The organism is Microbacterium sp. E-13, assembly GCF_049912955.1.
GTDB lineage: Bacteria > Actinomycetota > Actinomycetes > Actinomycetales > Microbacteriaceae > Microbacterium.
The window spans coordinates 2,621,925-2,635,873 of record NZ_CP183973.1 but is presented as its reverse complement, the minus strand read 5'-3'; the positions used below and the strand labels follow the sequence as shown (position 1 = coordinate 2,635,873).

General features: G+C 70.8%; 13 protein-coding genes. 10 read left to right on the top strand and 3 right to left on the bottom strand.

Translation table 11 applies throughout. The annotated features are described in order from the left end of the window. The first annotated feature begins 29 nt into the window (after nt 1-29). The 4 genes from ACN9MP_RS12130 to ACN9MP_RS12115 all read left to right on the top strand — a co-directional run bounded on the left by ACN9MP_RS12130 (nt 30) and on the right by ACN9MP_RS12115 (nt 5,042). Nucleotides 30-263: a hypothetical protein gene (locus ACN9MP_RS12130; protein WP_426320512.1), complete on the top strand. Its 234-nt coding sequence runs from the start codon at nt 30-32 to the stop codon at nt 261-263. Between the two features lie 339 nt (nt 264-602). Then, nucleotides 603-2,666 (top strand): elongation factor G, encoded by a 2,064-nt coding sequence (locus ACN9MP_RS12125; RefSeq protein ID WP_426320510.1) that lies wholly within the window; start codon nt 603-605, stop codon nt 2,664-2,666. Between the two features lie 204 nt (nt 2,667-2,870). Beyond that, entirely contained in the window at nt 2,871-4,142 is a 1,272-nt protein-coding gene (locus ACN9MP_RS12120) for a DUF222 domain-containing protein (RefSeq protein ID WP_426320508.1), read from the top strand. A gap of 234 nt (nt 4,143-4,376) precedes the next feature. Next, on the top strand, nt 4,377-5,042 hold the full coding sequence (locus ACN9MP_RS12115; RefSeq protein WP_426320507.1) for a hypothetical protein: 666 nt from the start codon (nt 4,377-4,379) through the stop codon (nt 5,040-5,042). A gap of 2 nt (nt 5,043-5,044) precedes the next feature. Here the strand turns inward: ACN9MP_RS12115 and ACN9MP_RS12110 are convergent, their stop codons facing one another. Next, entirely contained in the window at nt 5,045-6,154 is a 1,110-nt protein-coding gene (locus ACN9MP_RS12110) for a class I SAM-dependent methyltransferase (RefSeq protein ID WP_426320505.1), read from the bottom strand. Nucleotides 6,155-6,240: 86 nt separating this feature from the next. Between ACN9MP_RS12110 and ACN9MP_RS12105 the strand changes: the two genes are divergently transcribed. Together ACN9MP_RS12105 and ACN9MP_RS12100 are read left to right on the top strand one after the other, a co-directional pair. Then, on the top strand, nt 6,241-6,693 hold the full coding sequence (locus ACN9MP_RS12105) for a MarR family winged helix-turn-helix transcriptional regulator (protein WP_426320503.1): 453 nt from the start codon (nt 6,241-6,243) through the stop codon (nt 6,691-6,693). 28 nt (nt 6,694-6,721) lie between these two features. Next, a complete protein-coding gene (locus ACN9MP_RS12100; protein WP_426320502.1) occupies nt 6,722-7,186 on the top strand; it encodes a DUF3817 domain-containing protein in 465 nt (154 codons plus the stop codon). 33 nt (nt 7,187-7,219) lie between these two features. Here ACN9MP_RS12100 and ACN9MP_RS12095 read toward each other — a convergent pair whose 3' ends face one another. Then, complete coding sequence (locus ACN9MP_RS12095) at nt 7,220-7,591, bottom strand: GNAT family N-acetyltransferase (protein WP_426320500.1); 372 nt, start codon at nt 7,589-7,591, stop codon at nt 7,220-7,222. Between the two features lie 216 nt (nt 7,592-7,807). Here ACN9MP_RS12095 and ACN9MP_RS12090 point away from each other — a divergent pair, with 216 nt between their 5' ends. Continuing rightward, complete coding sequence (locus ACN9MP_RS12090; RefSeq protein ID WP_426320498.1) at nt 7,808-10,366, top strand: ATP-dependent Clp protease ATP-binding subunit; 2,559 nt, start codon at nt 7,808-7,810, stop codon at nt 10,364-10,366. A 110-nt stretch (nt 10,367-10,476) separates the two neighbouring features. Here the strand turns inward: ACN9MP_RS12090 and ACN9MP_RS12085 are convergent, their stop codons facing one another. After that, entirely contained in the window at nt 10,477-11,196 is a 720-nt protein-coding gene (locus tag ACN9MP_RS12085) for a DUF72 domain-containing protein (RefSeq protein ID WP_426320497.1), read from the bottom strand. 112 nt (nt 11,197-11,308) lie between these two features. Here ACN9MP_RS12085 and ACN9MP_RS12080 point away from each other — a divergent pair, with 112 nt between their 5' ends. From ACN9MP_RS12080 to ACN9MP_RS12070, 3 genes are read left to right on the top strand one after another with little or no spacing between them, the layout of a single operon-like run. Then, complete coding sequence (locus ACN9MP_RS12080; RefSeq protein WP_426320496.1) at nt 11,309-12,184, top strand: LLM class flavin-dependent oxidoreductase; 876 nt, start codon at nt 11,309-11,311, stop codon at nt 12,182-12,184. Next, entirely contained in the window at nt 12,181-12,945 is a 765-nt protein-coding gene (locus ACN9MP_RS12075; protein ID WP_426320494.1) for an LLM class flavin-dependent oxidoreductase, read from the top strand. The genes ACN9MP_RS12080 and ACN9MP_RS12075 overlap by 4 nt, the downstream gene beginning before the upstream one ends. Beyond that, nucleotides 12,899-13,939 (top strand): epimerase, encoded by a 1,041-nt coding sequence (locus ACN9MP_RS12070; RefSeq protein ID WP_426320492.1) that lies wholly within the window; start codon nt 12,899-12,901, stop codon nt 13,937-13,939. Before ACN9MP_RS12075 ends, ACN9MP_RS12070 begins: the two co-directional genes overlap by 47 nt. Nucleotides 13,940-13,949: the final 10 nt, after the last annotated feature.

Sequence of the window (13,949 nt, the reverse complement as noted above, 5' to 3'; positions counted from 1 at the left end):
CTGCGGCTCATGAGTGAGAGAGCGAGCAAGTGAACCGTACCTTCGAGGCAACGCCGCTGGCCCGGAAGAAGGAGCACTTGTTGATGATCCGCGTCGTCGGCCTCGTCGTGCTGGTCTGTGCGGTGGCCGTGCTGTCGAACGACCCAGCCGCCCTCGGCGCGGTGGCAGAAGCCATCGTGCTGCTTTCCGTGCTGGCCTTCTACTTCGTCGAAGTCCAGTACGCGAAGGAGTTGGCACGCGCTCTCGCGAAGACCGTGGAGTAGAAGCATCCGCTCGTTCCAGCAAGTCACGAAGGCGGGGAACGCTCCTGCTCCCCGCCTTCGTGGTGAGTGCCCGGCACTGGGGGCGCCCGCGCAAAGTGAACCCGGTCCAACTCGCGTAATAGATGCCGTCGCGCGTTGTCTCTTCAATGGGGGATAGCGCCGGAGCCCCGGTCCGGCACCCCGGCCGCGGGTCCCGAACTCGCGGCTATCGGGGGTGCCGGCATTCTCGCGTCGGCCCCCCGGTCATCCCATCCGTCTCGCACTTGGCCTGGCGCGGCCGCGGCATCCCCGCCACGATGGACGTACCATTCTGAGTCCGCACCGTCGCGGGAGGTCTGCGTGGATGCCGCGTCCCCTGTCACCCATCGAACCGTCGCGCTCGTCGGAGGTGGGGGCTCCGGCAAGACCACCCTGTGCGAGGCGCTCCTGCACCGTGCGGGCGCCATCCCGAGGACGGGGAGCGTCGAGCACGGCACCACGGTCAGCGATTTCGAACCAGAGGAGACGGCGCGAGGCGTCTCGCTCGGCCTCTCTCTCGCCTACCTGGTCTGGACCGGTGAAGACGGCGCGCGCACGGCGCTGACTCTCGCCGACACCCCCGGTCATCCCGACTTCATCGGCGCCGTGGATGCGGCTCTCTCGGTCGCCGACATCGCGGTCGTCGTCGTGAGCGCCGTCGACGGCGTCACCGCCGGAACGAAGGCCGCGTGGGCGAGCGCCGATGCCGCGGGAGTCCCTCGCCTGGTGGTCGTTACTCAGGAGGACCGGGCGCGAGCCGACTTCCGTCGAGTGCTCGCCGAGCTGCGGAGCGAGTTCGGTCCACGCCTCGTGCCGCTCGAGCTGCCGGTGGGAGAGGAACAGGGATTCCACGCGATCGCCGATGTGCTGGGTGAGCACCTGCTGGTGTACGACGAGGCAGGGCATCATCGGGAGGAGGCGATCCCGCCCGACATCATCGAGGAGGAGCATCGACTCCATCAGGATGCGACCGAAGAGATCGTGTCGCACGACGACGCCCAGCTCGAGGCATACCTCGACGGTGAGGAGCCGTCTGCGCGGGACCTCGGGCGCACGCTGGCGAAGGAAGTCGCTGCCGGGGAGGCCGTGCCGGTGCTGCTGTGCTCCGCCATGACGGGGACCGGGATCGACCGTGTGGCCGATTTGCTGTGCGAGCTCGCCCCACCGCCCGGTTCGCGGGACGCCGTCATCCGCATCGGCGTCGATGAAACCGGCCAAGGCGGCACGCTGCAGTCGGTGGCGATCGATGCGTCGGGCGAGCCGCTCGTGCATGTCTTCCGCACGCTCGCCGACCCCTTCGTCGGTCAGGTCGCCATGCTCAAGGTGCTTTCCGGCGTCCTGCGACCGAGTGATCGGCTGCACAACGCCACGACGGGCGTCGACGAGCGGATGCCGGCACTGTTCCGGCTGCGCGGCTCGGAGCACCTTCCCGCCGATTCGCTGCGGGCAGGCGAAGTCGGCGCGGTGGCCAAGCTGGCCGGGACACCGGCCGGCTCGCTCCTGTGGACCAGACCGCGCACCGGCGCGCGTCCCGTGCGTCTGCCGGACCGGCATCCGGTCTACGCGGTCAGTCTCGAACCGGTATCGCAGTCCGACGATGCCAAGCTCTCGACGGCTCTCGCACGGCTCGTGTCGGACGACCCGACGCTCATCGTCGACCGCACGGGTGGGGCGACGATCCTGCGCGGGCTCGGCGACACCCATGTCGCCGTCGCGGTCGAACGCCTGGCGCGGGTGCTGGGCGTTCACGTCGCGACCTCTCCGGCACCGGTCGCCTATCGCGAGACGATCGCGGGGTCCGCCAGCGCCGAAGGCAAGCTCAAGAAGCAGTCTGGTGGTCACGGGCAGTTCGCCGTCGTCCAATTGCGGGTGTCACCCTTGGCGCCCGGCGGCGGGTTCGAGTTCCAGGATTCCGTCGTCGGCGGTGCGGTGCCGCGCTCCTACATCCCGGCCGTCGAGAAGGGCGCGCGCGACGCGCTGGCCACGGGCGGGCCCCAAGGTCACCCGGTGGTCGACGTGCGCGTCGAGCTGTACGACGGCAAAGCCCACTCGGTCGACTCGTCCGAGATGGCGTTCCGCACGGCCGCGTCGCTGGGAGTGAAGGCTGCGCTCGCGCAGGCGGGAACCGTGCTGCTCGAGCCGGTGTCGAGTGTCACCGTGACCGTTCCCGCGGACTTGCAGGGACCCGTGCTCACCGATCTCGCCAGCCGCAGAGCCCGGGTGGGATCGACGGAGCGCAACGACGACGGTCGGGCTCGCATCCGCGCCACCGTGCCGGATGCCGAACTCGCGCGCTATGTGCTCGATCTGCGTTCGCTCACCGCGGGGCAGGGCGAGCTGGAGATCGTGCCAGAGCGTTACGAGCCGACGAGTGCGCTGCGCTGAGTTCTGCGCTGAACTCTGCTCGGCGCGGTGCCGTGGCGCGTCGCACCGTCGAGATCGCAGGCGCGTCGATCCGGGGTGGGGTTGGTTCGGCTCCGGTCCCGGGTGAGTGCGGCAGGCCGCTGAATACGATCCGCGTCTTGGATCTCATTGCTCGGCTGTGGATGCCGCACTCCGAGTGTCGTAGGTATGTTCTAGGGTCGAGTCATGTTGATCGAGCAGGACCTTCCCGACCCGGTTGTCCCGGATGAGGTGGATCTGGTGGTCGAGGTGGCGGAGATGATCTCGGTGTTCGCCGCGCAGCGGCTGGTGCGGGTGGAGGCGTTGCGGCGGCAGGCGCTGGCGGATGCGGCGGTGCGGGGTCGGGTGCTGACCGAAGTCGTCGAGCGGGGGATCCGGTTGGAGCTGGCGGCCGCGTTGCGGATCACGGAGCATGCCGCGGGCGATTTGCTGGGGTTCGCGGAGGCGATGGTGCACGACTATCCGGCGGTGCTGGCCTCGTTGGAGCGGGCGCGGGTGACCGAGCGGCACGCGCAGATCCTGGTGGCGGCGGTGAACGAGCTGGAACCGGAGCTCCGGGACCGGGTGCTGGAGCGGGGGCTGGCGCTGGCCGAGGCGGAGCCGGTGGGCACGTTCCGCCGCAAACTCCGGGCGCTCATCGACACCGTGCGGTCGGCGACGCTCACCGAACGATACGCGCACGCGGTGACGAAGCGGCGGATCGTCGTGGAGCCCGACCAGGACGCCATGGGGTGGTTGCATCTGTACGCGCCGATGGTCGCGATCCACGCCGTGCACTCCCGCGCCACCGCAATGGCCACGACGGTCACCGCCGACGAGAACGACACGCGCACCCTGGATCAGGCGCGCGCGGACGTGCTGCTCGACCTGCTCGTCGAGGGGACGGTCGCCGCGCATCCGGAGCAGGCGCGCGGGATCCGGGCGACGGTGTTCGTCACCGTCCCCGTGCTCGCCCTGCTCCACGACACCGACACCGAGCGGGCCGCCGCGGGGATCGACCCGGCGGTGGTGGAAGGTGTCGGCCCCATCCCGCTGCCTCTCGCGAAGGAACTCACCGGTGGGGCGGCCGGGTGGACGCGGGTGCTCACCCACCCCGAGACCGGCATGGTGCTCTCCGTCGGCCGCGACCAGTACCGGCCGCCCCCGGCGCTGCAGAAACTGGTGAAATGGCGGGCAGACCGGTGCATGGCACCCGGCTGCGGCATCCCCGCCACCCGCTGCGACACCGACCACCACATCGACTGGGCCCACGGCGGACCCACCGCACTGACCAACCTCGGCCCACTCTGCCAAGGCCACCACACCGTGAAACACCACACCGACTGGACCATCCAACACGTCCCGGGCTCGGGCGGCGCCATCCTCTGGACGTCGCCCACCGGCCGCGAGTACCTCGTCGAGCCCGAACGCCCGGTGCCGGTGTTTCGGTCGACGGACGCCCATGACGCACCCTTCTGACCGCGCCTTTCCTGGGCGACCCCTTTCCTGGGCGACCCCCTTTCCTGGGCGACATCCTTCGCTACGGCTGCCGTGCTGGCGACGCGACCGAGGATCGGGCCACGTCGACCTGCGGCCGCGGAAGCCGATTTCCGCGGAACGCGTGACACGGGGCCGGGGCGTTCCTACAGTGGTCACATCGACGACCGGCTGTGGGAGCCGGGGTCGCAAGGTGCGCGGTGAAAGGGGAGTGCCGTGGACGATGAGGCTGATGCGGCGAGAACGTCCGCGACGGCTCAGGTCGCGCCGGTGACCCGTGGAACGCTGGTCTGGTTCGGTCTGGCGTTCGTGCTGCTGTCGTTCTTCGCCGCCTTCCTCGGCTCGTGGCTTGCCCGATCGGTCGACACCGCCGAGGCGGCGCCGGCACCGGTGCCGACAGCATCCGCCACCGCCGCGCCGGACTACGAAGACGTGCTCGCCGAGATCCTCCCCGCCGGGTCGGCCGTGCGGGCCGGGTCCGGTGCGCCCGAACCAGGGAAGGGGTTCGAGGGGGACGTCTACATCGACATCCTCACCGCCGACGTGTACCTGTTCCAGGACGATTGGACGTACGTCGGCAACATCCGCGAGTCCGCCGCTGAGAACCTCACCGGAGAGCAGGGCCCGGCGGGCGAGCAGGGCGCCCAGGGCGAACAGGGCGCCCAAGGAGAGCAAGGGGCCGAGGGCGAGCAGGGCGAGCCGGGCGCCCCCGGAACCCAGGTGACTCTCGGCACAGCCCCACCGGACGACGACGACTGCACCGCAGATGGCGACGTGTTCATCGACACGGCAACAGTCCAGTTCTACGAGTGCGCCGACGGGGCATGGAGCCTCTTCGGCCCCGCGCCCGCGCCGGAGCCGTCACCCGAACCGACCGAGTAGCCTCAGCGCCTGGTCGAGGCGGTGACGGTGAACTTGGCGTTCCGCGCGACCTGGCGGGTCGGTCCGACGAGCCGCTCGAGCGCCGGCCGGTAGCGGAGGCCCGAGTTCCAGACGGCCCAGAGCTCGCCGCCCCGACGCAGCACTCGGGCGGCCTCGGCGAACATGCGCGGGGCAATGCCCTCGTGAACCGCAGAACCGGAATGGAAAGGCGGGTTCAACGCGATGAACGACGTACTCGCATCGGACTGCGACCCCAGCATGTCGTCGCGAACGACCTCGACGCGGTCCGATACCCCGTTCGCTCTCGCCGTCGCCGCGGCAGAAGCCACCGCCGCCGCCGACTGGTCGGTCGCGAGAACGTGGAGATCCGGATGCTGCAACGCGAGCGCCGCAGCGACGACCCCGGTCCCGCAAGCGAAGTCGATCGGCCGATCACCGCCCGCGACCACCGGGGGAAGATGGTCGAGCAAGAATCGGGTGCCGATGTCGATCGCCGCGCCGGCGAACGCTCCGCCGAACGCGCAGACGACGACCCCGTCGTGAGACTCGCGGTCGGGGGTCGGCTCATGACCGCCCTGCGGGTCTCGAGCGATCAGCACGCGGGACTTCTGCCGTGCGTGCGTGACGTCCACCCGCCCGAAGCTGTCGCGGAGCACATCGTTCATGGTGAGTGTCATGTGCTTCACCCGACCCCCGGCGAAGACGACCACCTCGTGGTCGGCGTAGCCGGCGATGAGACCCGCGATGTCGCGCAGGGCACCGAGCGATCGGGGGAGGCGCAGCAGCACGACCCGTGCGCCGCTCACCAGCTCGGATGAGAGTGGTAGCGAGCGGAAGGCGCCGCCGAACCCGAATCGCCCGGCGTTCGCCGCGAGCGCCCGCTCGCCGCTGAGCGGATCCTGGTGCACCCGGATGCGCCCCGCGCCGTCGGCGGCGGAGCCCAAGGTGAGCGCGCCGTAGCCGTCGCCGATCACAACCAGCTCACCGTCCTGGAGGCCGGCGCGGGCCACGGCGGACTCGTCGAGGATCAGCCGGTCCGCGGCATCCGTCGCCACGAGCCCGGGTGCCTCGACGTCGGGCCAGCGCCGCAGTCCATCGAGTGAGAAGGTCACCGTCCCACGGTAGCCGCGAGACGCTCCCGGTCCGTCACGCGCTGCGAATACGTGCCGTCGGGTGACGCCGGGACTAGCATTCAACGGTGCCAGACCGTCCGTTCAGTCCCGTCATCGCCTTGCTGACCCTGGGTGCGGTCTGGGATGCGCACCTCGGCACGGAACTCCGCGACCTCGGGCTCACAACCCGCAAGTACGGGCTTCTCGCACACGTCGAGGCGACGCCCGGCATCTCGTTCAGCGAGCTCGCCCGGAGATCGCAGATCACCGTCCAGTCCGCCCACACCGCCGTGCAGACCCTCGTGGCCGACGGACTCGTCGCCGACGCCACGAAGCACGCCGGCGCGGCATCGGATCTGCGGGTCACCGCCCGAGGAGCAGAAGTGCTGCGTGCGGCCGAACAGCGGCTCGCTGCCCTCGACGCCGCACTCTCGTCCGCGACGCCCGCGCTCGCGGCGGCACTCGAGGGCCTTCACGAGGAGCCCGTCGGGATGGACTCCGCATCGTCGGATTCGGCGCACGGTCAACCTTCAGGTTAGCTGAAGCAGCTTCAGCTAACCTGAAGGCGTGTTCCGCACTCCGCATACCCTGTTCCGCGCCCTCGCGATCCTCGAGGCGATCTCGTGGACGCTCCTCATCGCCGGGCTCATCATCCGTGCAACGACGGACTGGCCGCTCGCCGTCACGGTCGGCGGCGGCATCCACGGATTCGTCTTCCTGTCGTTCGGCGCCACGGTGATCCTCGTCGCCCTCAACAACCGGTGGCGCGTCGCCCCGACGGTCGTCGCGCTCGTGAGCGCCGTCGTGCCGTACGCGACGATTCCCGTCGAGCTGTGGCTCCAGCGCAGCGGTCGGCTGGCGGGAGACTGGCGTCTCGGGGCCACCGACGACCCGCGCGACCGTACCTGGTATGACCGGCTGATGCGGTGGTTCCTGCGACGCCCGTGGGTGCTCGGGGCCCTGATCGCGCTCGCGGTCGTCGCACTGTTCGTCATTCTGCTCATCGTCGGCCCGCCGGGCGGGCGCCACTGACGCGCAGGAGCCGGCGGGCGACGACGCCGCTTCTCACGGGCGCGGCGGGAGTTGCTGCAATGTCCAGGTGTTTCCGTCGGGGTCGTCGAACGTCACGAAACGACCCCACGACTGCTCGTCGACGCCGTCGGCGTCGACGTCGAGTGCGCGGAGATGGGCCAGTGCCTCGTCGGCGTCGGGAACGACGACCTGGATGGTGTTCTGCTGTCCGGGTTCGAGCGTTCCGCCGAGCCCGGTGCCGAAGGCGATGGAGCAGGCCGAACCCGGCGGTGTCATCTGCACGAATCGGAGTCCGTCGAACGGCGTCTGGTCATGGTCGGCGTGGAAGCCGATCCGCTCGTAGAACTCCTTGGCGCGATCGACATCCGACACCGGTACGTGAATGAGTTCGATCTTCCAGTCCATGGTTCTCCCTCTTCTTCGAGTGGTGACTCTTCTTCGAGTGGTGACTCTTCTTCGAGTGGTGGATCCTCCGATGCCTCACGCTACGCCGAGCCTCCGACACGTCGAGGCCGGCGGTATGAGGCGGGAATATCTCCGCTCGCATCCGGTTGAACTTGACAATGCCCGTATCAAGTTCAAAACTTGATGCCGGTTCACTCAAGTTTCAGGAGAGACGGAATGCCCGAAGACTTCACCCCTCAGGCCGGCGGCGACGGAAGCTCGTTCGACGAGTTCCTGGCGCGCTACCTCGCGGGCGAGCGCGCGCGCGCCGAGCGCTCGATCGACCTGAGCCGCTACCTGGGCGCCCGCACCCAGGAACTGCTGCAACGCGCAGGCAAGTACGCCCTTGACCGCGGCCAGCAGGAGCTCGACGCGCTGCACGTGCTGCGCGTCCTCGTCGCCGAGGCTCCCGCCCGCGACGCCGTCCACCGCGTCGGCGCCGACGCCGACGCCATCGTGCGCGCGACCGAGGAGCGGCTTCCGGCCGCGACGGCGCCCGCCGACCTCGACGGCGCGGTCGTCACGTCATCGGTGCAGCGTGCGCTGTTCCACGCCTTCCAGGTCGCGCGCTCGTCGGGCTCGACGTACGTCGACCCCGAGCACCTCTTCTTCGCGCTCGTGCTCGCGCAGGACACTCCAGCGGGACAGGTGCTGGCCCGCGCGGGGGTGACCGCCGAGGCGCTGACGCAGGGCGCGCGCGAGACCGTGACGCGGGGCGAGACGAGCGCGGCGGACGAGAGGACGGATGCTGCGGCATCCGACACCCCCATGCTCGACACGTACGGCACCGACCTCACCGCCCGCGCGTTCGGCGGCGGGCTCGACCCGGTGATCGGGCGCGCGGAGGAGATCGAGCAGACGATCGAGATCCTCAGCCGCCGCACGAAGAACAACCCGGTGCTGGTCGGCGAGGCGGGCGTCGGGAAGACGGCGATCGTCGAAGGCCTCGCCCAGGCGATCGTGGCCGGCGAGGTGCCCGAGCAGCTGCTCGGCAAGCGCGTCATCGCCCTCGACCTTCCTGCGATGCTGGCGGGCACTCGCTACCGGGGTGACTTCGAGGAGCGCCTCACGAAGACGATGGACGAGATCTCGGCGCTGAAGGGCGAGCTGATCGTCTTCATCGACGAGGTTCACACGGTCGTGGGAGCCGGTGGTGCCGGCGACGGCGGCATGGACGCCGGCAACATCCTCAAGCCCCGCCTCGCCCGCGGCGAGCTGCACCTTGTCGGCGCCACGACGCTCAAGGAGTACCGGGTCGTCGAGAAGGACCCGGCGCTCGAGCGCCGGTTCCAGCCCGTGCGGGTCGGCGAGCCGTCGATCGAGGACGCCGTGCTGATCCTCCAGGGCCTCAAGCCCGCGTACGAGGAGCACCACGGCATCGTCTACACCGACGATGCGCTGCGCGCCGCCGTCGAGCTGAGCGACCGGTACGTGACGGAGCGCGTGCTCCCCGACAAGGCGATCGACCTCATCGACCAGGCCGGCGCCCGCCTGCGACTGCGGCTGGGCTCCCAGGTCGACGTGAGCGGACTCATCGAGCGGCTCGCGACCCTCGAGGCCGACAAGAACGCCGCCGTCTCTGCGGAGCACTACGAGGAGGCCTCGCGCATCCGCGACCAGATCGCCGAGGTGCAGGAGCGCCTCGCACGCGCGACGGCGGCCGGCGCCACCGCGGACAGGGCGCACGTCGTGGACGAGACGCAGATCGCTGCCGTGATCAGCCGGGCGACCGGCATCCCGGTCAACCGCCTCACGGAGACCGAGCGGGAGCGGCTGGGCGCGCTCGAGGACGAGCTTCACAACCGCGTCGTCGGGCAGGAGGATGCGGTCACCGCCGTCGCGAAGGCCGTGCGCCGCAACCGCACGGGCATGGGCGACGACCGTCGCCCGGTCGGGTCGTTCCTGTTCCTCGGGCCGACGGGCGTGGGCAAGACCGAGCTCGCGAAGGCCCTGGCCGCGAGCCTGTTCGACGACGAGGGCGCCGTGATCCGCTTCGACATGAGCGAGTTCGGCGAGCGGCACACCGTGTCGCGCCTCGTGGGAGCCCCTCCGGGATACGTCGGCTACGACGAGGCCGGTCAGCTCACCGAGCGGGTGCGGCGCAACCCGTACTCGATCGTTCTCTTCGATGAGATCGAGAAGGCTCACCCCGACGTGTTCAATCTGCTGCTGCAGGTGCTCGACGACGGCCGGCTCACCGACGGACAGGGGCGCACGGTCGACTTCCGCAACACGGTCGTCGTGATGACGTCGAACCTCGGCTCGGAGTTCCTCGCCTCTCGTGGCGGTGCCATCGGCTTCCTGGCCGACGGCGGCGGCGCGACCGGCTTCGGCACGGAGAAGGATCTGCGCGATCGCGTCTTCGGGAAGCTCCGCGAGGCGATGCGTCCGGAGTTCCTCAACCGCATCGACGAGATCGTGCTGTTCCGCAAGCTCGAGAAGCCGCAGCTGCAGAGCATCGTGCGACTGCTGCTCGGGGCATCCGACGACCGTCTCGCCAAGCGCGAGGTCGAGCTCGTGGTGACTGACTCCGCGGTCGCCTGGCTCGCCGACAACGGGTACGAGCCTGAGTACGGCGCCCGGCCGCTGCGCCGCCTCATCCAGCGCGAGGTCGACGACCGCATCGCCGACCTCTTCGTCACGGGTGCGCTCGTGGACGGTGGAACGGTGACGGTGGATGCCGCTGCCGACGAGCTGACGGTGGTCGCGGGTTCGTCCTTCGCGGTCGCCGCGTAGCCGAAGCATCGACCCTGCTCGCCTGTCGCGATCTGCCGCCGCCGCGGGCACTTCGTGACAGGGGAGCAGACAGGGGCGCCGAGCCGATGGGCTCGGCGCCCTTTCGCGTGTCAGGGCTGCAGCATCCGTTTCAGGGTGCGGGCGTTTCGCACGGCGTTGCCACCGCCGTCGTTGTTGAAGTAGGCGTGCACCTCGTGACCGTCGCGTTCCCACTCGCGGATGCGTTCGGCCCACCAGGCGAGGTCCTCGTCGGAGTACGAGCCGCCGTAGAGGTGCTCGGTGTCGGGGCCGTGCAGGCGTACGTAGACCAGGTGCGCGGTGGCGCGGATGATGCAGGGGAGGTGCGCGCCGCTCATCACGCAGTAGGCTGCGCCGTGACGCTCGAGGATCGAGAAGACGGCCTCGTCGGTCCAGGACGGATGCCGGAACTCGATCGCCGGCCGGGTCCACACCGGCAGTGCCGACAGGAAGTAGTCCAACCGGGCGTCGTCGCGTTCGAGGCCCGGGTGGAGCTGGACGATCAGCGGCCCGCGGCGGCCGCGCAGCTCGTGCAGGCCGCGTGTCACGCGCGAGATCCAGACCTCCGGCTCACGCAGCCGCCGCGCGTGCGTGAGGCCCCGGGGAGCCTTCACCGCCATCTCGAACCCGTCGGGGAGGCGCTCGCGCCACGCGGCGAAACGCGCGTCGGAGGGCCAGCGGTAGAAGCTGCCGTTGAGTTCGACGGCGTCGAACTCGGCGATGTACTGGTCGAGCCAGCCGCTCTGGGCACCGTGATAAAGCACGCCCCGCCAGTGGGGGTAGACCCAGCCGGATGTGCCGATACGCGCCATGCCCTCAGCGTGGACGACGCGCGCGTGGCGGCGCACGGGGTTGCGCGGGCACGACGGGCGCGTTAGCCCGTGTCGACGTGCGCGTGTCGGAGACCGCTGACAGAGTGGGTGCATGACCCGCCTCGGAGCGATCTTCAATCCCTATACGCATTCGCCCGACGAGTTCCGCGACGCCGTGCTCGCCGCCGAGTCGGCAGGGCTGCCCGAACTGTGGATCTGGGAGGACTGCTTCCGTCTCTCGGCATTCTCGACCGTCGGCGCCGCGCTCGCGTGGACCGAATCGCTGCGGATCGGGATCGGCATCGCGCCGATGCCCCTGCGCAACGTCGCCGCGACGGCGATGGAGGTCGCGACGATCGAGCGCCTGTTCCCCGGCCGGCTGCTGCCGGGTGTCGGCCACGGGGTGCTCGAGTGGATGGGTCAGGTCGGCGCGCGCGTCGCCTCGCCGCTCACGCTGATGCGGGAGTACGTTCCGGCGCTCAAGGGTCTCCTCGCGGGCGAGCAGGTGAGCGTCGACGGCCGGTATGTGCAGCTCGACGCCGTGCGTCTCGACTACCCGCCCGCCACGCCGCCGTTGGTCTACGCCGCCGCCGAGGGTCCGAAGACGCTCCGGCTGAGCGGCGAGGTCGCCGACGGCACGGTGCTCGACAGCGGGCACACCGCCGCGGAGCACGCGACCGCCACGGCGGCCATCCGCGAGGCGCGTCAGGCAGCCGGGCGAAGCGGCGCGCACGACGTCGTCGCGTACGTCGTGACCGCGTTCGGCGCCGATGCCGAGGCGCGCGCGATCTCCGATGTGGGCGACAAGCCGGACCCCGCTTCGCGCGCCCTGTGGGGCGAACCGGCCGACGTTGCCGCGGGCGCGCGGGAGTTCTTCGACGCCGGGGTCGACGACGTAGTGCTGCTGCCGGCCTCGCGGGGAGACATCGCAGAGTTCTACCGTGCTGCGGGCGAGGTCGCTCGCCTCGTGACGGCCGACGCGCGATGACGGGCGCGCTCTCGCTGGGCATCGCCGCGGCGGCCGGTCCCGCACTCGCCGCCCGCGTCGCGACGGCGGCGGAGGCAGCCGGGTTCCACGCGCTCTGGGTGAACGACACGCCGGGCCATGACGCGCTCCGGCTCCTCGAGGCGGCGGCCGGCGCGACCGAGCGTCTGGGCCTCTCCACCGGAGTGCTGCCGGTGGATCGCCGCTCGCCCGATGAGATCCTCGCCGCGGCCGCGGGGTTGCCGCCCGAGCGACTGACGCTCGGCATCGGGTCCGGCCAGCTGCGCGCCGGCGCGGTACAGGCGGTGACGGATGCCGCCACCGCCCTTCGCGAGCACACCCGCGCGCGCGTCGTGGTCGGGGCGCTGGGCCCGAAGATGCGACGCGCCGGGGCGACGGCATCCGACGGGGTCCTGCTCAGCTGGCTCACACCCGGCCTTGCGGCGGCTCAGGCGCGGCAGGCACACGAACTCGTGCCCGAGACGCACGCCGCGCTGTACGTGCGGACAGCCACCGACGGTGCCGCCGTGCCCGCCCTCGACGAGGAGGCGCAGCGCTACGCGGGATACCCGGCTTATGCGGCCAACTTCGCGCGGCTGGGCGTTGCGGCCGGCGATACGGTCATCCGCCCCGACGGGCTCGGTGAGCGGATCGCCGCCTACCGCGGGGCCGCCGACGAGGTGGTGCTGCGGGCGATCACCCCCTCCGGAAGCCTCGATGAGCACCTCCGCTTCATCGATTCCGTCGCCGAGGCCCTCGCGTGACGCCGGCGCACGGGTGAGCCGGCCGGTCGCCGTCGTCGCCGGCGCATCGGGCTTCGTCGGCTACGCGCTCGTGCAGGCGTTCCGCGAGGACGGCTGCGAGGTGCGCACCATCGGCCGCGCGGACGCCGATGCATCGTGGGGCGATGGCCGCGGCATCCGTGATCTGGTGGACGGGGCGGCGATCGTCGTGAACCTCGCGGGCAAGTCCGTCAACTGCCGTTACACCGACGCGAACCGCGACGAGATCCTGCGCTCGCGGGTGCGGACCACGCGGGAGCTGCGAGAGGCGATCACTGCCGCCACCACGCCGCCGGCGGTGTGGATGAACGCGAGCACCGCGACGATCTACCGCTACGCGCTCGACCGGCCTCAGACCGAGACCGCGGGCGAACTCGGAACCGGGTTCTCCGTGGATGTCGCGCGCACGTGGGAGGACGAGTTCTTCGCCGGTGAGCTGGGCGCGACGAGGCGCGTGGCCCTGCGCATGGCGATCGTGCTCGGTGACGGCCCCGCCACGCGAACGCTCGTGCGCCTCGCGCGCATCGGACTGGGCGGGCCTCAGCACGACGGCTGGTGGTTTCCTCACCGGCGCTACCGCGGCATCGGGCCGCACCCGACGGGCGAGGCGCGCGCGCCCTGGCACCGCTCGCACGGACGCCAGCGTTTCAGCTGGATCCACATCGACGACGTGGTCGGAGCGGTGCGCTTCCTCCGCGACCACCCGGCGATCACCGGTCCGGTGAACCTTTCTGCTCCGCACGCCTCCGACAACAGCCGGCTCATGGCGGCGCTCCGGCGCACGGTCGGCGCGCCGGTGGGACTGCCCGCCTGGCGATTCATGCTGGAGCCGGCGATGTGGGCGCTGCGCACCGAGCCCGAGCTCGTGCTCAAGAGCCGATGGGTCGTCCCGGAGACGCTCACCACCGCAGGGTACGAGTTCGCACATCGCGATCTCGAGCGGGCGCTGCGCGAGGTCTTCGCCGCTCTCGGCTGACAGCGCCGCT